The sequence below is a fragment of the Bellilinea caldifistulae genome, from assembly GCF_001306055.1.
Lineage (GTDB): Bacteria > Chloroflexota > Anaerolineae > Anaerolineales > Anaerolineaceae > Bellilinea > Bellilinea caldifistulae.
Genome location: NZ_LGHJ01000017.1, coordinates 243638 through 262553, shown reverse-complemented (window position 1 = coordinate 262553; position 18916 = coordinate 243638). Strand labels below are relative to the sequence as shown.

25 protein-coding genes and 3 pseudogenes are annotated in these 18916 nt (G+C 53.2%); all 28 read right to left on the bottom strand.

From position 1 onward, the window contains the following. Window positions 1–13 precede the first annotated feature (13 nt). On the bottom strand, window positions 14–1030 hold the full coding sequence (locus AC812_RS12535) for an alpha/beta hydrolase family protein (protein WP_061918977.1): 1017 nt from the start codon (window positions 1028–1030) through the stop codon (window positions 14–16). Next, complete coding sequence (locus tag AC812_RS12530) at window positions 1030–1212, bottom strand: hypothetical protein (protein ID WP_061918974.1); 183 nt, start codon at window positions 1210–1212, stop codon at window positions 1030–1032. Before AC812_RS12530 ends, AC812_RS12535 begins: the two co-directional genes overlap by 1 nt. A 71-nt stretch (window positions 1213–1283) precedes the next feature. Further along, window positions 1284–1769, bottom strand: a complete 486-nt coding sequence (locus AC812_RS12525) for a nucleotidyltransferase family protein (RefSeq protein WP_061918972.1) — start codon at window positions 1767–1769, stop codon at window positions 1284–1286. Window positions 1770–1795: 26 nt separating this feature from the next. After that, window positions 1796–2965: a class-III pyridoxal-phosphate-dependent aminotransferase gene (locus AC812_RS12520; protein WP_061918970.1), complete on the bottom strand. Its 1170-nt coding sequence runs from the start codon at window positions 2963–2965 to the stop codon at window positions 1796–1798. A 24-nt stretch (window positions 2966–2989) separates the two neighbouring features. Beyond that, window positions 2990–4558 (bottom strand): hypothetical protein, encoded by a 1569-nt coding sequence (locus tag AC812_RS12515; RefSeq protein ID WP_061918968.1) that lies wholly within the window; start codon window positions 4556–4558, stop codon window positions 2990–2992. Further along, window positions 4555–5430 (bottom strand): ABC transporter ATP-binding protein, encoded by an 876-nt coding sequence (locus AC812_RS12510; RefSeq protein WP_061918966.1) that lies wholly within the window; start codon window positions 5428–5430, stop codon window positions 4555–4557. The genes AC812_RS12515 and AC812_RS12510 overlap by 4 nt, the downstream gene beginning before the upstream one ends. 79 nt (window positions 5431–5509) lie before the next feature. After that, the gene (locus AC812_RS12505) at window positions 5510–5839 is read right to left on the bottom strand and encodes a carboxymuconolactone decarboxylase family protein (protein WP_061918964.1); all 330 of its coding nucleotides are present in this window, start codon (window positions 5837–5839) and stop codon (window positions 5510–5512) included. Window positions 5840–5926: 87 nt separating this feature from the next. Further along, complete coding sequence (locus AC812_RS12500) at window positions 5927–6136, bottom strand: hypothetical protein (protein WP_061918962.1); 210 nt, start codon at window positions 6134–6136, stop codon at window positions 5927–5929. A gap of 16 nt (window positions 6137–6152) precedes the next feature. Then, complete coding sequence (locus tag AC812_RS12495; RefSeq protein ID WP_145962587.1) at window positions 6153–6902, bottom strand: TMEM70/TMEM186/TMEM223 family protein; 750 nt, start codon at window positions 6900–6902, stop codon at window positions 6153–6155. 139 nt (window positions 6903–7041) lie between these two features. Continuing rightward, window positions 7042–7494: pseudogene (locus AC812_RS12490) on the bottom strand (flavodoxin domain-containing protein); the annotation flags it as partial. A 15-nt stretch (window positions 7495–7509) separates the two neighbouring features. Continuing rightward, entirely contained in the window at window positions 7510–7689 is a 180-nt protein-coding gene (locus AC812_RS18010; protein WP_201797731.1) for a twin-arginine translocation signal domain-containing protein, read from the bottom strand. Continuing rightward, complete coding sequence (locus AC812_RS12485) at window positions 7686–7937, bottom strand: hypothetical protein (protein WP_145962586.1); 252 nt, start codon at window positions 7935–7937, stop codon at window positions 7686–7688. The genes AC812_RS18010 and AC812_RS12485 overlap by 4 nt, the downstream gene beginning before the upstream one ends. A 93-nt stretch (window positions 7938–8030) precedes the next feature. Next, on the bottom strand, window positions 8031–8345 hold the full coding sequence (locus AC812_RS18300; protein ID WP_114676152.1) for a response regulator transcription factor: 315 nt from the start codon (window positions 8343–8345) through the stop codon (window positions 8031–8033). Continuing rightward, window positions 8325–9983: pseudogene (locus AC812_RS18170) on the bottom strand (winged helix-turn-helix domain-containing protein); the annotation flags it as partial. The gene AC812_RS18300 and the pseudogene AC812_RS18170, both read right to left, overlap by 21 nt. 1139 nt (window positions 9984–11122) lie before the next feature. Then, window positions 11123–12006: pseudogene (locus AC812_RS12470) on the bottom strand (IS982 family transposase). Between the two features lie 377 nt (window positions 12007–12383). Beyond that, window positions 12384–12719, bottom strand: a complete 336-nt coding sequence (locus tag AC812_RS12465) for a hypothetical protein (protein WP_061918954.1) — start codon at window positions 12717–12719, stop codon at window positions 12384–12386. A 1-nt stretch (window position 12720) separates the two neighbouring features. After that, on the bottom strand, window positions 12721–13152 hold the full coding sequence (locus tag AC812_RS12460) for a type II toxin-antitoxin system VapC family toxin (RefSeq protein WP_061918952.1): 432 nt from the start codon (window positions 13150–13152) through the stop codon (window positions 12721–12723). Beyond that, window positions 13140–13415 (bottom strand): hypothetical protein, encoded by a 276-nt coding sequence (locus AC812_RS12455; protein WP_061918951.1) that lies wholly within the window; start codon window positions 13413–13415, stop codon window positions 13140–13142. Before AC812_RS12455 ends, AC812_RS12460 begins: the two co-directional genes overlap by 13 nt. 66 nt (window positions 13416–13481) lie before the next feature. Next, window positions 13482–14210, bottom strand: a complete 729-nt coding sequence (locus tag AC812_RS12450) for a hypothetical protein (RefSeq protein WP_145962584.1) — start codon at window positions 14208–14210, stop codon at window positions 13482–13484. A 214-nt stretch (window positions 14211–14424) separates the two neighbouring features. Continuing rightward, a complete protein-coding gene (locus tag AC812_RS12440) occupies window positions 14425–14895 on the bottom strand; it encodes a hypothetical protein (RefSeq protein ID WP_061918945.1) in 471 nt (156 codons plus the stop codon). A 39-nt stretch (window positions 14896–14934) separates the two neighbouring features. Continuing rightward, window positions 14935–15825 carry a DNA cytosine methyltransferase gene (locus tag AC812_RS12435; RefSeq protein ID WP_061918943.1) on the bottom strand — a complete coding sequence of 297 codons (891 nt, stop codon included), beginning with the start codon at window positions 15823–15825 and terminating at the stop codon, window positions 14935–14937. 94 nt (window positions 15826–15919) lie between these two features. Further along, entirely contained in the window at window positions 15920–16123 is a 204-nt protein-coding gene (locus AC812_RS12430; protein ID WP_061918941.1) for a hypothetical protein, read from the bottom strand. Further along, a complete protein-coding gene (locus tag AC812_RS17655) occupies window positions 16111–16329 on the bottom strand; it encodes a hypothetical protein (protein WP_145962583.1) in 219 nt (72 codons plus the stop codon). Before AC812_RS17655 ends, AC812_RS12430 begins: the two co-directional genes overlap by 13 nt. Then, window positions 16301–16732 (bottom strand): hypothetical protein, encoded by a 432-nt coding sequence (locus AC812_RS12425; RefSeq protein WP_061918939.1) that lies wholly within the window; start codon window positions 16730–16732, stop codon window positions 16301–16303. The genes AC812_RS17655 and AC812_RS12425 overlap by 29 nt, the downstream gene beginning before the upstream one ends. Window positions 16733–16748: 16 nt before the next feature. Continuing rightward, a complete protein-coding gene (locus tag AC812_RS12420) occupies window positions 16749–17147 on the bottom strand; it encodes a GxxExxY protein (RefSeq protein ID WP_061918937.1) in 399 nt (132 codons plus the stop codon). Beyond that, window positions 17137–17379: a hypothetical protein gene (locus AC812_RS12415; protein ID WP_236839274.1), complete on the bottom strand. Its 243-nt coding sequence runs from the start codon at window positions 17377–17379 to the stop codon at window positions 17137–17139. The genes AC812_RS12420 and AC812_RS12415 overlap by 11 nt, the downstream gene beginning before the upstream one ends. Then, window positions 17357–18415, bottom strand: coding sequence for a hypothetical protein (locus tag AC812_RS12410; RefSeq protein ID WP_061918933.1), 1059 nt, complete (start codon window positions 18413–18415; stop codon window positions 17357–17359). The genes AC812_RS12415 and AC812_RS12410 overlap by 23 nt, the downstream gene beginning before the upstream one ends. Window positions 18416–18498: 83 nt before the next feature. Next, window positions 18499–18792, bottom strand: coding sequence for a hypothetical protein (locus AC812_RS12405; protein WP_061918931.1), 294 nt, complete (start codon window positions 18790–18792; stop codon window positions 18499–18501). Between the last annotated feature and the right edge of the window lie 124 nt (window positions 18793–18916).

The following is an 18916-nucleotide window of genomic DNA, read 5'->3' as shown; positions in this document are numbered from 1 at the left end:
GCTTTATCTCCACCTATTGATTTTTCAAATAGCGGTCGAAAAATTCCAGACAGGTCTGATTGACCTCGCGCAGATATTCTACGCTATCGCGCGCTGGTCTCCCGCTATCGAGTATTCTTGTCAGCAGCGGGCTGGCAAGCGAGAGGTCAGTCAGCGAGAAATGTCCCCTGCCAGGCAGGTAAAGGCTGATAGCGGTCGCCGGAGCATTGGTCAGCAGCGATGCATTACGGGCATATTGCGGCCATTCGGCGAGATGACTCCAGGAGCTGTCCGAGTAGATATTGAGGACGGGGACGGGATATTCTTCGTCCAGCCAGATGAACTCACCATTTTCCACGCCAACGATGTCGTAGAGAAAAGGAGATTCCAGCGCAATGACTGCGTCAATATCCTCTCGCTGCCTTGGGATAGCCAGCGCTGCCGAGCCGCCCAGGGAATGCCCCATCACGCCGATTTTTGTGCCGTCTATGAGGGTGTACACGCCGCTTGTGCCTTCCGCGGCTTTTGTCAGGAGGGTATCCACCACAAAGTTGATGTCTGCCGTGCGGATATTCATCCACTTCTGGTAGTAGCGGTAACTTTGCTCTTTGTCGGCATGGGCATCCTCTCGTTGGAGCTCGCCAAAGTATTCCAGGCTTACGAAAGTCAAGTGTCCATCTTTGCTTTTTGTCCACAAGGCGTGGTGGGGATGACCAATCGAACAGACCACATAGCCATGACTCGCTAACTCGCGGTACAGAGACTCATTGCTGTTTTCCGAGCCAAGCCCGCCATGTGAAAAGATAACCAGCGGGAAGATTTCGCCATCGCTCTCATTTTGGGGATACCAAAAGGTCACATTGATCTGTCGAAATTCGCTGCTGTTGGTATATGGTTCCGTGCGCTGGTCGTCCATGTAGGTGTAACGCTCTGTTCGAACAGCATAAGCTCCACTCACAGCCAAAGGCTGATGGTGGGGAAAAAGCGCAGCGAACGAAATCGCTGCTATAGCGAGCAGAATAGCGAAACCCAGCCAACGAGATTTCTTCATTATGATCTCTTGGCTCGAACAGCGGCTCCCAAACCCCCGATCAGGATGCCAATCACCAGACCCAGCGCAACGTTTCCCAGTGCGGCACCAAGTGCTATGCCCAGGGCAACGCCAAGCCCCAAGCTGGCTGCAATTTGCTTGCGGCGATTTCTCTGAGATTGGGAAGTTGAATTGTTGTTCATTTTTTATTTTCTCCTTGTATTAGTTTTCAATTAAAATTTCTAAGGCGAATATTTTGCCATCTGCAACGGGGTCAACAGATGGCTCGTCTCCAGATTTCCAGGCAGGGGACCATGCGCCTGATCTCAATCCCGGCGTGAGTAACAAGACCGCTGAAACCTTTTTGGACTTTGTACAAGCCAAAACAGTCGTATCCACCGATGGAACACATATCATCCTGCCAGTTTGTTTGAGTGAAACAGTCCAGCGCGCAGGCGCGAGTCTTAAATATCACAGCCAGATCTGGCTCAATCTCAGATTGCCAGGCGTTGAACGTGGTTTGGAAAACAACATGCAAAAGCGGCTCAAGTTGCGTTGCTTCCAAGTTGACAGGCAAATCCACAATCAGACTCAGGTCAATATCTGAATCTGGACGAGCGCCGCCTCCCAGGCCGCGCGAACCATGCAGAACTACCCGTACGACGGTGGGGTGAACGACCAGGTTGGCAGACTGAAGCAAGGTACAGGTTTCAGGCAGGTATTGGACAAGGGCAGGAGAAAAATTCAACGATTGACTCATGACAGCATAGCTTCTTTCTTCGCGCATTATCCTAAAGACGGTTGGGGCTTGAGTCCCTGTAAAACTTTTTCAAGACAGTCAAAAAGACGGTTAATACATTGTTTTTCAATGACCAGAGCAGGGTCAAAACGTAACATATTTCCACCTGGATAACATCCAACAAGTAAACCTTGTTCCAGCAAAGCATGAAAGGCTGTTTCAGCAGAGAATCTTTCATTCGGGTAAAATGCCAATCCCAACAACATTCCGCGACCACGCGCTTGTTTTACAATGGCAAACTCATCGACCAAAGTTTGCAATCTATCCAAAAAATATTTTCCGAGCGCTGCACCATGTTCAATCAGGCTTTCGTCGCGCAGAACAGCGATGACTTCCTTTGCCACGGCGCAACCCAATGGGTCATTTTGATGGGATTGAGCATATCGTAACCCACTGTCCTCAAGTTTTTTGGCCACATCCATGCTCATAGCAATTGCGCTGACTGGATAGCCATTACCAAGACCTTTTCCAAGAGCAACAATATCAGGCTGAAAATCATAATGCTGAAAACCAAACCACTTTCCTGTTCGCCCCATCCCAGTTGTGACTTCATTTGACATGACGAGGCCGCCTGCCTCACGGATTTTTTGAATAATTTTGGTGACCACAGGTTGCGGTGGAAACCGGACATATCCCGAACCGCTGCCTCCAGGCTCAAAAATAAAACCGCCAATGTGCTCAAATGGAATTTGAATCAGGGATTGATTTGATTCTGAGTCTGAATCCCAATCGAAAAGATACCATTCATCAATATTTTTTCTTCCGGCTGATCCATAAGCTGCCAGATAGGAATTAGAAAAAGTCAATAAAAGGTTTTTACCGGTCACTTTTCGGATTGTTTGAGCACCAAACTCAACAGCCTCACTGCCCGAACTCAGAAACATGCACTTACCATTATCCAGCCCAACAATACCCAACACAGCCAAAGCTGCGTCTTCGGTAATAGAATTTGGATAACGAGTTCCCAAATGCATTAATGTTGCAGCCTGCTTTGCAACAACCTGGCTGATCCGTGGGTGGCTGTGACCGAGAACTGTACACCAAATTCCCGATTCAAAATCGATGTAACGCCTTCCCTGATCATCGTATAGATAACAATTCTCTCCGCGCACAAGATTTTTGGCTATATTGTCGTGGCATTTCAAAATGTGAGTCATTCTTTCTCCTCATTGTTCATTCAATCATCGCATAGTTTTGATTTTCATTGTGGACCTGCTGATGAAAGCCAGGCAAAGCAAGAGCAGCGATAGCAAAACGTAAGCGCTCAGCGGGCTTTGGGGCGTTAGACCGATGAAATCGAAGGCAGGGACTTTTTGGCTGAGCAGGTACATCCATAGCACGTAAAGCGCTTCAAAGGCTTTGCTGCTGCCCGTCAGCGCGCCGAGGGCAAGCGCCAGCGAGGGGATGAAAAGCGCGCCCGTCAGCCAGCCGAGCAGACTGAACGTCTCACCCGCGAGGAGAAAGCGCATCAATGCGCCTGAACCCAGCAGGGCGGTGACCGCAAAAGCGGAGAGCCAGGCGGCTGGCAGTTGATTCGCCAACGGGCGCGGCGCGGAAAAAATCATCTGGCGGGTGTTGTAAACGGTCTCGCGGCAACCAAGTTTGCTGAGGCGCAGGAGATGCCAAAGCCAGGAAGCAATCAGCAGCGAATGGACGGACTTCAATGGCGCGCATAACTGCGCCAGCAGCAGTCCCGCGGCGACGAGATACCACCACCAGCGCTGTCCCTTCAGGAGCAGTTTCAATTCGGCGGCGAACAAGGCGCCGAAACGGAAGCGGGCGCGGGCGGCGGGCAGCGGGGTCAGGACCAGGTTCGAGCGGGGAGCCGCTTCGAGCGCGGGAGCAGGCGCGGGGGAGTCCGAAGCGTTCTCCATCCGCCTGGAGGGTTGACTCCGCGCGGGGGCGAAGCGGTCAAAGAAAAGGGCAGACAGCGCGGCAATCCCGATGGAGACAAAAATCAGCGCCAGGCGCGAGAGGATGATTTCGGGCGTCCAGTCTATGCCATCCCAGCGGAAAATCTGGAACTGTGGAACAAGCCAGGTGATGCGAAAACTGCCATCGTAATTTGGGTAAACGGCTTGCGCCGCCTGCCCCATGCTGCGGCTCAAGATACCCATCCCCATCAGGTCGAGGGCTGGGCTGGCTCCCAGCCAGACGGCGGCGCTGAGCGCTGTGACGACAATGATGAAGGAGAAAAAATAAAACACATTGCCAACACCGCCGCGCAGTCCTGCGATGGTTTCAAACAGTACAGCCAGTGCGGCTGTGAACGCCATGAATGGCAGAACCAGCCACAAAAACGGCGTCAGCAATGCCCACCACTGGATCACTGGGGCTTCGCGGAAAAGGGTTTGCATAACCACAGCAACAGCCATCAATACGACCACCATGGCACCCAGCACGGCAAAGTTACTCATCCATTTCGCTACCGTGTAAATCGGACGTTTGAGCTGAGTCGCCGCCATGATTTGCCCCACACCTGTTTTGTAATCCCGGCTGACCGAGCCTTTGACCAGATAAAAGCCGAACAGCCCCAGGAAAAAGTTGACCATCGCCGACATCAATCCACCCACCCAGGCAGAGTTAAGCATCCCGCGATAGTGTTGTCCGACTACCAGCGTCAGTTGTCCACTGGCGATGCTGTAACCCAGAAACAACGCCAACCCCAGGGTGATGAGAAAACTGTAGCGGCGGACGCGCTCCAAAAAATCGGCGCGCGTCAAATGATAGAGGACACGCAGGGCGTTCATGATTTGTCCCCGTTTTGCATAAGATGGAGATAGGCATCTTCAAGGCTTGGCGATAAGGCTTGAGCTTCCGGCGATGGAGACGCATCGCTAACCACGCGAACCTGAATCAAATTCTCGCGGCGAATAATGCCGCTGACAAGATACTTCTGCTTGAGGGTGGGCAACTCATAGGATGGAATCGTCCATTGCCAAACTTTGCCGTCCAACTGCGCCAGTAGGTTTTCAGGCGCGGCGTGTTGAATTTTGCGTCCTTGGTTGATGAGGACGATTTCAGTGGCGGCAGCTTCCACATCCGATACAATGTGTGTCGAGAGAATGATGATGCGCTCACCTGATAAATCGGAAAGCAAACTGCGAAAATAAACTCTCTCTTCGGGGTCCAGACCAACGGTGGGCTCATCCACAATGAGCAGTTGTGGATCATTGAGCAAAGCCTGGGCAATACCAACGCGCTGTTTCATTCCGCCAGAATATCCACCCAGCGGGCGCTTCGCTGCAAGGGTGAGATTGAGCACAACGAGCAATTCTTCGATGCGGCTGCGGGCGGATTTGGCATCCATGCCTTTGATAGCAGCCATGTATTCGAGAAATTCAACGGCAGTCAGATTGGGGTAGACGCCAAAATCCTGCGGCAAATATCCGAGCACGGCGCGCAGGGTGTCTGGCGATTTGAGGATGTCGGCATCGTTCCATTTGACCGTCCCTGCGCTGGGCAGGACTACCGTCGCCAGGATTTGCATGAGCGTGGATTTACCTGCGCCGTTCGGTCCCAGTAAGCCAATCACGCCAGGGACGAGTTCCAAGTCGAAGTCGCGCAATCCCCAGACGCTGCGCGGATATTGTTTGGAGAGTTGGGAAATGGTGAGTTTCATAATTATTTGTTGTTTCTTACCTGCCAAATGCTTTTTCTTTATGCGCTGTCTGTTATCGCCAGGTTCTCTTAGGTTTGTGCTATGATTGACTTTCGTCATAAGCGGCTATGGCCGCCGGCAGAACTTGGGTCACGCAGTGACCCGCGGCAGGCAAACCGATAAGAACAGCACTAATCACTTCTTCACGTGAAGCACCTGCATTTTTGGCTGACTGCACATGAAAGGGAACACCGCTTTCCATTCGTAAGGCTGCCAAAACGGCTAAATATGCCAATTCTTCAGTTTTCTTCTCCAGGGCACTCGCGTTATCCAATCCTTGAACTAATGTCATCCAAGCCTCAGCATGTTGAGGTGCTTCGCTCAGGAATAGTTGAAAAGCGTTACTTATTGCGGGTTTAAAATCAGTCATTGGATAGTCTCCTAATAAATTCCGTTCAAAATCTTAATCTGGTCGTGATGCACTCAAGCCGATTAGATACAGATGGTGATGCATATTTTACTGTTCGTCCCTTTTCTCGCTTTGAGGCCACTGGCGGGCAGACTTCTGGCGAAGAGCGGTGGCGATGAACCAGGCGATGAAAATCCCTGCGAGCGCTCCGCCCAAGACGGCAAACATGTCGCTCTCGATGACTGGCGTAAAAGACACACCGAAAACCGCGCCTATCAGCGCTCCCAAGATGATTATGAAACCAAATTTTTTATCCATTTGTTCCTCCTTTGTTCTAATTCTTGATATTCCGAAGCAGCAACGACACCATGACCAGGTTGGCAATGGCCATGGCGGGAAAAACCACCAATTCCACCGCGCTGACGGACACACCCAGGCGCGCCATGTTGAGCGCCATCAGGCTGACGGCCGTTCCCATCGTCAGGAACTTTATCAACACCACCGAAGCCAGTAGGTAGCCCCAAGGCTTTCGGTACAAAAGCAGGACGCCCGATAACACACATAGCGGGACGATAAGTCCCAAATCCATCGCCTGAATGAACATACTGGTCGTGTTTTCAAGGGCGGGGATTGACCCCGGAGTAAAAGTCGGGGCGATGCGCCACAGCCAGGCGAGCGAAATGAAGACGGCGGTGAAGAAGAGCAAGCCCGCAATCCAGCCGCGCGGCAGTTTGTCGGAAAAATGCGCGGGCAGGGTCGTCAGGTCGAAGGACATCATCACCAACACAAAGGCAAACAGGCTCAGGCTAAACAGGGCGACATAGATCATAAACAGGGCGTTGTAAGCTGCCCCAAAGCACATGGTGACGTAGGTGTAGAGGATGAAGCCGAGCGTGCCAGCCAGAAGCAGCCGTCCGCGTAAGGAATTGCGCAACGTTAGCCAGAACGAAACCGCCAACAGGGGCAGTCCAAGTATGAGCGTCACCATGTCGTTGGCTTGCATCTGGGTGGCGGAACTGACCGTGTCCCAGTAGTACAGCCCGTGCGCATTGATGGTTACTTGCTCGCCGTGTAGAGTGGTCACAGGAAAAGGTTCTCCAGGTGTCTGACTAATGAGCCCCATACCTGCAGCAATGAACGCAAGGATAAATATTAACGGGATGAGAATTACCAATGCAACTTGATTTTTCATCTTTTTTCTTTCGTTTTTCAGACAATAATACTTATTCCCAAAAAATGACTGGTGACCAGGCTCGAATCTGCTTCCAATCTCGGAAATCGCCAATAGGCGATTTAACCATCTTCACCATCAGGCGATCCACAAAGGATAGGGATTCCAGGTCGATTTTCCCCGGGAAAAACGCTTCATCGATTGGGTTCAAGCATGGATGAAGAGAATTCAAATACGCATGCCGCGCCTCACGGCTGGCCTCATTATCGCCAAGGTTGAGTATGTGAACGGTGAACAGCGCCACGGGTTTTCTTCCAAGCTCTGCCTGGTTTTTCTTGATGAAATCCACCATCTCTGGCAGCCAGTTTGCCATGCGAACAGCGCTGCCCAGGATCACCGCGTCGTACTCCTGGAGGGATGGATTGTCTTTGGCGGGTTTGACGTCCACGCCAAAACCACGCCCGGCGAGGGTTTCGCCAATTACCGCGGCAATCTCCGTGGTGGAACCGGCGCGGGTGGCCTAAGCGATTAATACTCTTTTATTCACGGCAGGGTCCTTTTCAAATTTGATTTTCGGGTCGGCAGTTCTGGGGGAACGGGTGGCGGCGTAGCCCAGCCCGGAGCAGGCGACGGCCGCTGCGTCCAACGTCAATCCGGTGAATTTCAAAAACTCGCGGCGCGACATATTTCGCGGACTCATGATATTTCTCCGGTATCGATGGATAAAGAAACAAGGACGCAGCCCAGGTTGTGCAGGCTGCGGATGATGCCCAGCAGGCCGGACTGGTCCACGCGCAGGTTAGTCAACCTGAGGGTTTTCCCGTCATGCTCAAGCATGGTATCAGGTGGACAAAAGGCGGCAGCAAAATCTACATCAAGTTCCCCGTCTATAATCAGGGTATACGTGCGAATTGCGCTCAGAGTTGTGTCGGGATTGGATTGCATCATGTTTCCTCGTATGTTTGCAGTTTATCTTGCATCAAACAAAAACGGACTACACAAAGATGTAGCCCGTTAGGTGTAATTGATGTGGTTTTGGGGTTACTCGATCAGTTTTAGTTCCCTTGCCCGCTCAACCGCTTTAACCCGTTTATCGACATTTAGCTTTCCGTAAATGCTCTTGACGTGAAAACGTACTGTATTCATACTCACGAACAAATACTCTGCAATCTCGGCATATTTCATCCCTTGCGCCAACAATCGCAATACTTCCACTTCACGCTCACTGAGTGGTTCGATGATTCCATCTACCGGCCGAGGTCTAACGACAGATCTCTCTACCGCAGGGAACGCCGCCAGCAGGGTCCGAATATAATCCGTCGGTGTTAATCGCTTTAGCAATGCAACAATTTCCATTCCCTCGTCCACAAAAAGGCGTACATATCCTTCAGGTTCAGCTAATACCAGTGCATGTTCGAGCCACATAGAGGCAGATCTTGTATCTCCTAATCGTTCGTGAAACAAAGCTCCCAACATGGAAGCCAATATGGTTGTTTTGTTCCGTTGGCCACTTTCTGCTAGTGTGAGAATCCTCCCCGCAAGTTCTGCTCCTTCACGGAGGTCTGCTTCTTTTCCACGCGTCAACTTGATGCGTAGAAAAGCAAGATAAATCTCATCTGTGGCATGAGTGATTCGCCCGTCTGGTGTGACGCCACTCTGCCGTAATATTGCTTCTGCTTCCGGCAAATTGCCGGTTGCAAGAAAATATTGAACCTGATGCGCAATCAGACCGGGTCTCAACCAGTCTGGGGCACCTGCCTGGACCAATACCTCGGCATCTTGCAGATTCTTTTTCGCGTCAATGAAATTATCTTCAGCCATTAACAAGCGAGCAAAATTGAGTTTTGTATAGACCAGGGAGGCATGATGTCCGAGAAAGGTTCCTTAATGAATTCCCCGTAAATAATGGTCACGCGCCTGCTCGATCTGATTTCGCTCGTAATAGACTAACCCTAACGCCCCATAGATTGCGCCGATGATGGGTGGCACCGCCTCCCCGATGCACTCCATTAGTTCGATCATCTGCGAAGACACTGCTTCTGCAAGATTCAATCGCCCATGCTGGAGACTCATCAGGATGAGATGCGTGGCTGCTAATGCACCCGTGACAGAGTCGCCTGATTCACGGCTGAAACGAATTGCTTGCTGCAGGGCATTTACTGCCAGATCAAACTGCACCGCTTGTCGATACCCTGCTCCCAATCCCAGATTCGCCAACCCTAACAGGCGAACATTTCCCGGAGAGACGATCTTTATAGCCTCTTTGGCGTTTTCAATTGCGGCAGGAATCTCACCCTGGGATTGTAAGAGGTTAGCTCTCAATGCATGGCACTCTGCTCTCAAGTCATCTGCCTCCGGTGCGTTCTCCAGCGCAGTTTCAGCCTCCTGGAGATGGGGTACTACTTTGATGAAATTTCCCCGCAGGAGATACATCCAGGCAAAGCTGAGGTTTGTCCGTGGGCTTTGGGTACGCCACTCGACAGGCAGGGATTGCATCCAGGCTTCGATACGGCGAACATATCCTTGATTCAACAATGTCCAGGTATTTATTTCAAGCAGGGTCGCAGCGCGGGCGAAATCTCTTGCAGCCAGAGCGTGGTCGATAGCTTCCGCTGGCATGGATTGGCTCTCAAACCACTCTGCGGCGCGATGATGTAATTCTTTCAGCAGGCCTGGCTGGGAACGGAGCAGATAACTGAAAAGCAATTCCGCAAAAAGATGGTGGTAACGATACCAGAATCCTTCGTCATCCAATGGGATCAAGAAGAGGTTGGAAGCCAGCATTGCTTCCAGCAGGACAGCCGAATCACTTCGTTGGGTAACGGCATTACATAGATCCGCATTAAATTTTGAGAGGATCGAGGTATATAGAAGAAATTCCTGTACGGAAGTTTCTTGTTGCTTGAGAACTTCCTCGGTGAGATAACTGAGAATATGGCGGTTATTCCCGCTCAGGGAGGCAATTACCTCAGATGGGTCTTTTCCTCCCTGCATGGAAAGACCAGCCAGCTGAAGCCCCGCCACCCAACCTTCGGTGCGTTCCAGCAAAAGCGAAAGGTCACGCTCGGTAAGTGGAATGTTCATCACCTCTCGAAAGAATGCTGCCGTTTCTTCCTTCGTAAAGCGTAAATCCAAAGCGCGGATCTCGGTTAACCGGTCGTTTGCGCGCAAGCGACCCAAAGGCAGGGCGGGATCTTCCCGGGTGACAATGGCGAATTGTAACGGAAGGGGATGAACGATGAGGTCTTGCAGAATGTCGAGGACATTGGGGTCCTGGATCACCTGGAAGTCATCTAATACGCACACCAACGAATTCCTAGAAGCCAACAAGTCTTCAGTTAACAATGCTATGATCGTTTCGCGAGGCGGGAGTTGATTGGCTTCCAGCATGGTCATCAATTCCATCCCGATCGATTTGTCCGCATTTTGAAGTGCTGCAATCAAGTAAACAAGAAAACGCGAAGGTTCATTATCGGAATCATCCAGAGAAAGCCAGGTGATTGTTCGTTGGGTGCTCTCCCGCCACTCCGCAACGAGAGTACTTTTCCCATAGCCGGCGGGAGCCGAAATCAAAATCAGTGGGTGGCGCGCCGCCAAACCCTCTTCCATGCGAGAGATAAGACCCTGCCGCTTCAATTGTTTCCCGGGCGATGGCAGCGGGAAAAATTTGGTTGCAATCAATGGTAAAGGTTTCACAATTAGAATTATAGCGTTAAGATTGAACCTGGCGCTTCATTTCAGATTTTTTAAAAAATATTGATGATACGAAAATGTTTTGGGTTGTACTCAAACGAATTTTACTTCAACAAGCAGGTTAATATGTATTGACAACAAAGCGCTTTTGCCCATAGCTAAATTTCCAGGCACCGATATATACACTTGATCTGAATACTTGCATTGGTTACAAGGCCAGCTATACCCTTTTAGACTTAATACTACCTAAATCAGCCAAAATGCAAATCGTGCGGATATTTTCCGTAATTCTGTTTGAGTGAAACAATTAGGGACATTAGACAGTGTTTCAAAAATAATCGCCAGATCAAGTTCGACATAAAGTTTTCAGGTGTTACAAGTGGTTTCAAAGACGGAATGCATTGACGGCTCGAAATTTGTTATGGTAACGTGAGTTCGGGTTAGACGGGCAAGGGCAGATAACTGTCCAAGCCCTGCGACGGCTTGATGGGTCGACGGCAATAAGCAATCAAACCACACAGCACATTGACAAAGAAATTAGTGACACTGCGATGCCGGGAATGCTCAATCTGCGAGATGTTTTTCAACTGATCGATGATCGTCTCGATGATCGCGCGACGACGCAGGAGCAGCCGGTCGCTGTGAGCAGCATGAGTTGGTTCTTCATGTTGGCGCGCAGCTTAGTAATGAGCTGCACATTGAACATCTCACGCAATTGTTGCGCCAGCTGTTGGGAGACGTAACCCTTGTCTCCAAACAGCTTACCAAATAGGCGCTGAGCCAACTTAGGAACAGGTTTATGGTCATCCACATTGCCCGGAGTGAGCATCAAATTGAGTAATTCGCCGCGGTCGTTGAAAACCAGATGAAGTTTGAAGCCAAAAAACCAGCCGGTGGAGGTTTTGCCACGCGCTGCCAGTCCAGCAAAGACCTTATGAGAGTGGATTCTGGGATTTTTGCAGACCGCCAAAGCGGTTGAATTGATAAACGAAATGCCTGTACAAGTTCCCAGACAGCGTGTGCGCAGGTACACACACAACGGAACCAGGACGGAAGGAATAAACTCGACAAAACGGTTATAACTGACCAGACCAGGAAATTCAGCGCGCAGGCGTTCCAGCACATATTCGGTGTAGTACGCTTTGAAATTACGATAGTGTGATTGATGAAAATGGATCAAAATAGTCATGACCTTACTCATGCTCAGGCTTCTTTCACGCTGCCGCTGAATTTCACCTGCGCTCAACAATTGTTTTCGCCAGACAGGCAGAAAAGATTGGCAAAAATCATCGAGCTCAGAGAACGATTCAATTTGACTATCCATCGGGGGCTCCTTGGAAGGCTTGTTTTGGTAAATCCAAGTCTACGCCAGGGAGCCCCTTATCCTGAACTCATGTAAAGTTATTTTTCCGTTCGCAAGTGGTATTTTCCAGTTCCTTACAAAATTGCAAGGTCAGGGAGTTGCCGCCGGTCTTTGCGGTGGAGGCAGTTTACAGATAGCCTGATGGTCAACCCACTACCACCATGACTCGTTCTCGATCTGCCACCTCCAGGCATCGAGAAATGGCAAATCCTCCGGCGCAATGATGCCTTTTATCCCCCGAATCCACGATTCGGCTTCGGCTGTTCAGGGCTGGGTGCGCACGAAATACACCCGCAGGGAGGGAGCCAGGATTTGATAGGCGGGAAATAAGACAAACCCTACAAAGCGACAATTATCATCGCTTTTTGATACCCCCATATCATAGCGGAGTTCGTCAATCTTCTCCCACCCGGCAAAGCGGTCTTGCCAGAACTCCCGAAGGTCATCCCTTCCGGCGGCAGTGTCCGGGCAAAGCGCGGGTCAATCTGCATCGGCTGATTGGCTTTGACGGCGTAGAAGTACCAGCCCACCCCGCCAACAGCCAGCACAAAGACCAGTACGGCGATGATCGTCAGGCGCAACACCCACTCAAACGCAAACAGCAAAACCCTGAACGGCAAGGCTGCCAGGTTGCGGGCTGCCAGTTTCAAACCTTTGCGTGTAACGACTGCCACCTCACACCTCCCCAATCCAATGCGCCCAACCTGCTCCCTGTGCTTGCAGGGTGTTGACCAGCCGCTGGTCTGCGCTCCACAACTCCGTCCCGTACTGCTCCGCCAGGGCTGCATACTGGGCATCGTAGGCTTTGCTCTGTCCCATTCGTTCCGCCCAGCGCAGGGCGGCATGATGACTTTCAACAGTCGGCGTTACTCGCTCAATCTCCAACGCCAGCAGGTCAGCCATAAACTCCCGCGCATCTTCGGGGCGGATTGCTCCTAACTGCGCCGCTCGATGAAAACCGCTCAAACATTCGTACTCCCACAACACCGGCGACAGAACGGCGCTCCGCCGTTCCCGCAGACGATCCATCAGGCGGTAAGCCTGTTCGGTGTACGGCAGGTGCAGGAACAAAGCCAGGGCAATGTTTGCGTCAATCACAACCGCCATGTTTGCTCAATCTCCTCCTCCCGTTCCTGCCGGGCATCGTTGACCAAATCCAGTTCAATCAGCGGCAGGTTCTTCATGCGTTTGCGGTTCTTGGACAGAATTTCCATCCGCCGCTCCCACACCTCATCGTTGCCTTCCAGTGCATCCAGCCCAATGTCCAAAGCCTGACGCAGCACGCTGGCAGCAGACCGCCGTTGCAGCGCAGCCAGACGCTGAATGCGCTCTTTCTGTTCCGGTTCCAGCAAGACCTGATAGCGTTCCATGAGATAACCTCGCTAATACACAATCTTGCTTACAAGATACACAATATTACACAATTTGTCAACCCCCTACCGATACCCTCGCATCGAAAACTCGTTTGGCCAGTTCCAGCGTTCCAGCCACAGGTCACTATCCGGCTGCTTTGCCAGCGTGGTCAGTTCGGTGGCCACTCCCGGATAGCGCAGTTTGAGATAGCGGAGTATTCCCTGCATCCGTTTGGGCGTCAGGGTGCATACCGCCACCCGCCCTTGAAAATTCCGCTGATTGCGCCACTTGCGTACCCAGGTGTTATCTGCACCGTCTCGGAGTTTGCGGGGATTGCGTAAAACTTCCACTTCGACATAAATCCGATCGCTGCCCTTCTCGACCAGCACATCCGGCTCGACCAGCGGATTGTCCACCGGCGGACACACTTCCACCCGCCAGCCCCGTCTGCGAGCATGGTAGGCAAACAACAGGATGGCAAAGGCGTGATTGGCGTGTTCTTCGGCGTTGTGTTTTTGGACAAGAACATCCCACTCGGAAGGGTTTATTGCGATGCCGTACTCCCGCATGGTGAAGTCGGCTCCTAACTCTGTAAGGCGAACGACACCGTAAGTAAAGCGGTTCATTGGCAAAAGCCACTGCTCGACAAATCCCTCCGCAATCAGGGTATCGAACAGGCGTTTAGAAGCCCCGCCGTGTATTCCCATGCGGTACTCCACCTCAACCCGCAGGGAAACTCCCTCCGCCAGAATTTGCAAGGCATTTTCGACACGTCTCCACAAGTCACTACGAATTGGTCTCACTTTTTGCATAAGCGGGATATGTCAGTATATTACAAGCGTACCCTTCCGCTACCTTACCACAAGCGTACCCTTGTGCCTGCAACCCCCCTATTTTTTCCTGGCACAATGGTACGGATAAGATTTTTCCCGCAACCCTGCCCTCACCCTGCCGAAAAGCGGTATCCCCGCCGGATTTTACGGCAAGCAATCCGTTCCGCCAGTTTCCGGGTACGGTCATTTTACCTCACGGCTCACACTTGCGGATTTCCTCATCGAACAGCAGGTAGAGCAGTATCTGCATGTCCAGATACAGCAGAAAACCCGGATCCTCGTCCACCACCGTCCCGTCCGGCAGCAGTTCTACCCCCACCAACTCTTGATTCTCCCCCCGCATGTAGAGAATGTCCGTCACCCGCCAGCCCACGATGCTCTCGTTCACCTCGCCGTCCGGTCTCCTCGATGCCACATCCACCGCCTTGCGCACCGGCAGCAGAAAGCCGTTGTCCAGTACCACCCCCGGCAGTCCCGCCTCCACCGGATTGACCGGCTCACGCGGAATCACGTCCCGCACCCTGCGCTCGGCAGCGTTCTTGACCAGCCACTCAATCAAACACACCGGCGGCAAGTCCTGTACCTGCATCATCACACAGCCGTGTTCCGGGCAACGGTCAAAGTCGTCCAGGTTGTAGTCGTGTTTGCGAAAGGCGTAACTCATTTTCGCTCCCAAACAATTCCGATTTGTTTCGCCATGCAATTACCCCCCACCACCCTCATCGCCCGCTCCAATGAGTACCCGCAATACTGACTCTGCCAGAGGCACCGGCACAGCGTTGCCCAGTAAACGCCAGGCAACTTGTGGATGCCTTCGGTACAGGTCATGAAGAGGATGCTCATCCGGGAAACCCTGCGCCCGTGCCGCTTCCAGAAACGTTGGGAAGCGCAGTTTACCCCGCTCGGTCATCACGAACGCCGTCCACCGCTGGCTGTACGGTCGGGTCGTCACCGTTGGCAGTACGTCATCCAGTGTCACAATCGGCACATCGAATCGCTTGCGCAGGGCGTAGCGCAGGTGATTGGCTTTCACCGGTTCGGCGTCATGTCCATCCAGAATATCACCAAAGCGTTTTCCACCCGCTCCCGCCGGTTCAACCACCGGAGCGGGACCGCCAATCACAAACACATGCCCTCGTTTCTGCGGAAGCCAGTCCCGTGCGTTCAAGCGCAGGATGCTGACAAAGGCAAACTGCCTGGCCAGCCCATCCGTGAGCGGCACGATTTGCTCATCCGGCAATCCATCCACGTTCTCCACCACCACCCACTCCGGCTTAAGTGCCTCTGCCCAACGCAAGGGCTCCAACAGGAGTTTACCGCCGGTCGTCTCAAAGCCCCACAGCAAGCCCCGATTGCGCCTCCCTTCGCTCCACGGCTGACAGGGTGGAGACGCCCAGATCAACCAGGGCGGTAGATTCTCCTCCCACACAGCAAGCGGGTCGAGATGCGCCCCATCTCCCCGCACTGTTGTACCCACATGCCGGTAAACCTCCAGTGCGCTCTCATCCCGATCCACCCCCAGCGGCTCAAGCCCCAAGCGTGCCATCGCCAGACCAGCCCCACCACCACCGCAGAACAAATCCAGGGCATTCATGCCTCACTCCTCCCCGCACGTCCCAAAAACGAAGCGGCAAAATTTGCCGGTTCGTTTTGTGATGTCGAAACGCCATACCACCTCGTTCAGCCCTTTACCTCCGCCGTTTCGGTAAAACAGCCAATATCAGCAAAATCAACACATACGGCAATATGCCCAGTGCATCATAGACCTCGAACATCGAGCCAAACACGTTCAAAGCCTCACCCTGACCGGTGAGCAGCAAGACCAGCAGCATCCCGCCCACGACCAAAAACAAAACCAGCACATTTCTGAAAAACCGCATCAGGTAGTCCATGCTGCGCCTCCGCAAAGATTCAGCGGGCGGTAGCCCGCACAAGGCACACCTGCGCCGGTGCGCCCCCGAACGCAGGCGGCTACGCCAAGAGCGCAGACGCCGCTAGGCGTCCAGCGGTGACGGGGCGCAAGGCGCTTTGTGCCGCACGCCCAGCCGCCAGGCTGCCCTTGCCGGTCGCTAGACCGGCGCGCCGTCCATCTCCACATCCGCCAGGATCTCCCGCACATTCACCTGCCAGCCGTTCACCGCTACTCGCTCCGGCAAGCCGGGCTGCGATTTCCGCAACTGCTTGATGACATTGACCGCCTGCTCCCGCAGAAGCGGCGGGACATGAAAGACCACTTCACGGGCAACCACATGCGCCCGCTCATCCGCAGACCACAGCCAGCCGTGGACGGTGGCGTGCAGGGCTTCCCGATGCGCCCGGCTGGTCAGGACGAACGCCAGCGTTTCCAGCGCCAGGTCGTTCTCACACACCACCCGATGACTGCCGCCCAGCACCGCCAAATCGGTGGACAGGACGGCTTCTACCGCCAGCACGCCCCGGATGGCGTACACCCGCCTCAGGCTCATCTGCCCGTCCAGAATCACCTGATTGTACCGTTTCATCAAACCTCCCGGTTTTTCAAGATTTTACCCGCTCTTCCCGCCACACCCGCCGGAACTCCAACCGCTCGCCGCTAAAGCCCAGCAGCAGCCCCACCGCATCGCCCTGATACGCCCGCAGGTAGCGGCGCAACTGGTCGAAGTCCGCCTGCTCGAACCGCCCCGTTGCCTTGCACTCGATCAACACCGAAGCGTTGCCCTTGCGCACCAGCAAGTCCGGCACCACCTCACCCACTGCCTGCCCGTCATAGCGCACTTTCAGGCGCGGCTGGTAAAACACTTCTTCACCGGCGGAGCGCAATTCCAGCAGCAACGCCCGATGATACACCAGTTCGGCATGTCCCGGTCCCAACTCCCGCTGCACCCGCCGGGCATGGCGGATGATCTTGCCCACAATCGGCAGAAATTTATCGTTCATCCAACCGCTCCTGTAAAACCTTCTCCAACGCCGTGACCACGATCTGCCGCGCATGATTGCGCCCGGCATCCACCGCTGCTATGACCGCCGTCCGCAAATCTTTGGCCAGCGGGTGATTCTCGTCCAGAAAGGCGGCTTGCAGTTCGGCGGTGGGTAAGTCCCGCACTAACTCGATGACCAACTCGCCGCCCAATTGCTCCTGCAACTGCCTAATGCTCGATGAAGTCCGCATACTCACCCTCGACATACCGGCGGCGGTCATCGGTTTGTTTTTTGGGCGGCAGCAGCCCGGAACGCAGCCCGGTCAGAAAGCGGGCGGCAGCATATTCCCTCGGCTGCGTCAAAGCCCATTCCAACCACGCCTTGAACGCTTTGCGGTCGGCGCGGTAATACTCCGCCAACTCCGCTGGGTTCCCGTTCCAGCCGATTTCTTGCAGCCCCTCCGCCATGCTCTTGGGCAACTGTGGTTTGGTCGGTTTTCGGCGTCCGTTCGATTTGCCTTGTTCTGCCGTTTGCGCTTCAACCCGCTCCTGCAGGTCGGCTTGCTCGATGTCCAAATCCCAGGTCGCATCGCTCACCGCTTTGACCAGCCAGCCGGGACCATCCGCTCTTCCCGCTTTGACCGCCAATGGGTACAACCCCAAACACTTTTCGATCCGCTCCAGGGGGAAGTGATCCAGCAAAAATCTTGCTGTTTTGGCGTAAATTCCGATTTTGCGCAACCGCGCAAAAAGCCCGTTTTTTGCCTCGTTTTCGGGCGTTTTTTTTGAAAAAATTTTTTCGCGCTCGCTTAAGTTAAGCAAAGCAAAGTTTGTTGTTGTTAAATCTAGATCATTAACAACATCTTTACTTTGCTTTGCTTTAATAGGCGTAATCGGTAAAAATTTTTTACCGATAAAATCTTTACCGATTGAGCCGCCAATCGGTGGAAAATTCCCACCGATAGCCCTCGGTTTCAACTCGTACACGTGCATGGTGTGACCACGATAACCGGTCATCTCGAAGCGCATCAGCAGCCCCCGTTTCATCGCCCGTTCAATGCCGTCCAGCACCGCCGGGCGCGATAAGCCGGTCAACTCCTGAAACTCCGACAGGGTGATCGGCTCGGCGCCCCCCACCTGCATCAGCCGGGCAACCGCCGCAATCACCACCTTCAACTCCGCCAGGCTCAGCCACGGCAAGAGCATCACCACCTCCGGCGGCAGCACCACCGTGTCCGGTATGCTGATCCCGTCCAGTATCGGGCCGAAATCGTCGTTTTCACTCATCACCTCTTCCCTCCCGCTAAATTGTCTAAATCCGTATATTCGCCGCTATCGCCCGAATCAGGTTGATCACGCCTTGCAAATCATTACTCATTCCCCACCTCCCAACGGCGCAGGACGGTTTCACCCTCGTCCCGATCCCGCCCTGCCAGAATGACCGCCAGGTTTCCCCTGCGCACCAGTTCGTTCGCTCGCTCCAACTCCTCCAACGCCCGCTCGATCCCTTTCACGCTTCGACGACACTTGTCCGCCAGCAGCGGCTTGTTCACAATGACCAGACCATCGCCGTCCGCCCCATCTGCCAACGCCAGCAGCAACAACAGTTTGTCGCCCCCCGCCTGGCTGTTTTGCCATACTCTTGCCATGATTTCACTGCTCATTTTTCACCTCCAAAACTGGATTTTGGTTGTTTCTGAAACAATCGAAATTAGCCATTTTCAGCCACCTTTTCAAACAACCCATATTGACATAGCCACCCATGAAAAATAGAGGGCTTGTAGGGCT

What these genes read in the sequence shown, in the direction of transcription:
- AC812_RS18300 (WP_114676152.1), bottom strand. Translation starts at nt 8,345, where the DNA reads ATGGAAATTGTTGCATTGCTAAAGCGATTAACACCGACGGATTATATT.
- AC812_RS12460 (WP_061918952.1), bottom strand. Translation starts at nt 13,152, where the DNA reads ATGGCGGTTGTGATTGACGCAAACATTGCCCTGGCTTTGTTCCTGCAC.
- AC812_RS12450 (WP_145962584.1), bottom strand. Translation starts at nt 14,210, where the DNA reads ATGCAAAAAGTGAGACCAATTCGTAGTGACTTGTGGAGACGTGTCGAA.
- AC812_RS12530 (WP_061918974.1), bottom strand. Translation starts at nt 1,212, where the DNA reads ATGAACAACAATTCAACTTCCCAATCTCAGAGAAATCGCCGCAAGCAA.
- AC812_RS12515 (WP_061918968.1), bottom strand. Translation starts at nt 4,558, where the DNA reads ATGAACGCCCTGCGTGTCCTCTATCATTTGACGCGCGCCGATTTTTTG.
- AC812_RS12410 (WP_061918933.1), bottom strand. Translation starts at nt 18,415, where the DNA reads ATGAGTGAAAACGACGATTTCGGCCCGATACTGGACGGGATCAGCATA.
- AC812_RS12430 (WP_061918941.1), bottom strand. Translation starts at nt 16,123, where the DNA reads ATGGACTACCTGATGCGGTTTTTCAGAAATGTGCTGGTTTTGTTTTTG.
- AC812_RS12525 (WP_061918972.1), bottom strand. Translation starts at nt 1,769, where the DNA reads ATGAGTCAATCGTTGAATTTTTCTCCTGCCCTTGTCCAATACCTGCCT.
- AC812_RS12415 (WP_236839274.1), bottom strand. Translation starts at nt 17,379, where the DNA reads ATGCGGACTTCATCGAGCATTAGGCAGTTGCAGGAGCAATTGGGCGGC.
- AC812_RS12485 (WP_145962586.1), bottom strand. Translation starts at nt 7,937, where the DNA reads ATGATGCAATCCAATCCCGACACAACTCTGAGCGCAATTCGCACGTAT.
- AC812_RS12440 (WP_061918945.1), bottom strand. Translation starts at nt 14,895, where the DNA reads ATGAGTTACGCCTTTCGCAAACACGACTACAACCTGGACGACTTTGAC.
- AC812_RS12435 (WP_061918943.1), bottom strand. Translation starts at nt 15,825, where the DNA reads ATGAATGCCCTGGATTTGTTCTGCGGTGGTGGTGGGGCTGGTCTGGCG.
- AC812_RS17655 (WP_145962583.1), bottom strand. Translation starts at nt 16,329, where the DNA reads ATGTGGAGATGGACGGCGCGCCGGTCTAGCGACCGGCAAGGGCAGCCT.
- AC812_RS12455 (WP_061918951.1), bottom strand. Translation starts at nt 13,415, where the DNA reads ATGGAACGCTATCAGGTCTTGCTGGAACCGGAACAGAAAGAGCGCATT.
- AC812_RS12420 (WP_061918937.1), bottom strand. Translation starts at nt 17,147, where the DNA reads ATGAACGATAAATTTCTGCCGATTGTGGGCAAGATCATCCGCCATGCC.
- AC812_RS12500 (WP_061918962.1), bottom strand. Translation starts at nt 6,136, where the DNA reads ATGGATAAAAAATTTGGTTTCATAATCATCTTGGGAGCGCTGATAGGC.
- AC812_RS12405 (WP_061918931.1), bottom strand. Translation starts at nt 18,792, where the DNA reads ATGAGCAGTGAAATCATGGCAAGAGTATGGCAAAACAGCCAGGCGGGG.
- AC812_RS18010 (WP_201797731.1), bottom strand. Translation starts at nt 7,689, where the DNA reads ATGAGTCCGCGAAATATGTCGCGCCGCGAGTTTTTGAAATTCACCGGA.
- AC812_RS12535 (WP_061918977.1), bottom strand. Translation starts at nt 1,030, where the DNA reads ATGAAGAAATCTCGTTGGCTGGGTTTCGCTATTCTGCTCGCTATAGCA.
- AC812_RS12520 (WP_061918970.1), bottom strand. Translation starts at nt 2,965, where the DNA reads ATGACTCACATTTTGAAATGCCACGACAATATAGCCAAAAATCTTGTG.
- AC812_RS12510 (WP_061918966.1), bottom strand. Translation starts at nt 5,430, where the DNA reads ATGAAACTCACCATTTCCCAACTCTCCAAACAATATCCGCGCAGCGTC.
- AC812_RS12425 (WP_061918939.1), bottom strand. Translation starts at nt 16,732, where the DNA reads ATGAAACGGTACAATCAGGTGATTCTGGACGGGCAGATGAGCCTGAGG.
- AC812_RS12505 (WP_061918964.1), bottom strand. Translation starts at nt 5,839, where the DNA reads ATGACTGATTTTAAACCCGCAATAAGTAACGCTTTTCAACTATTCCTG.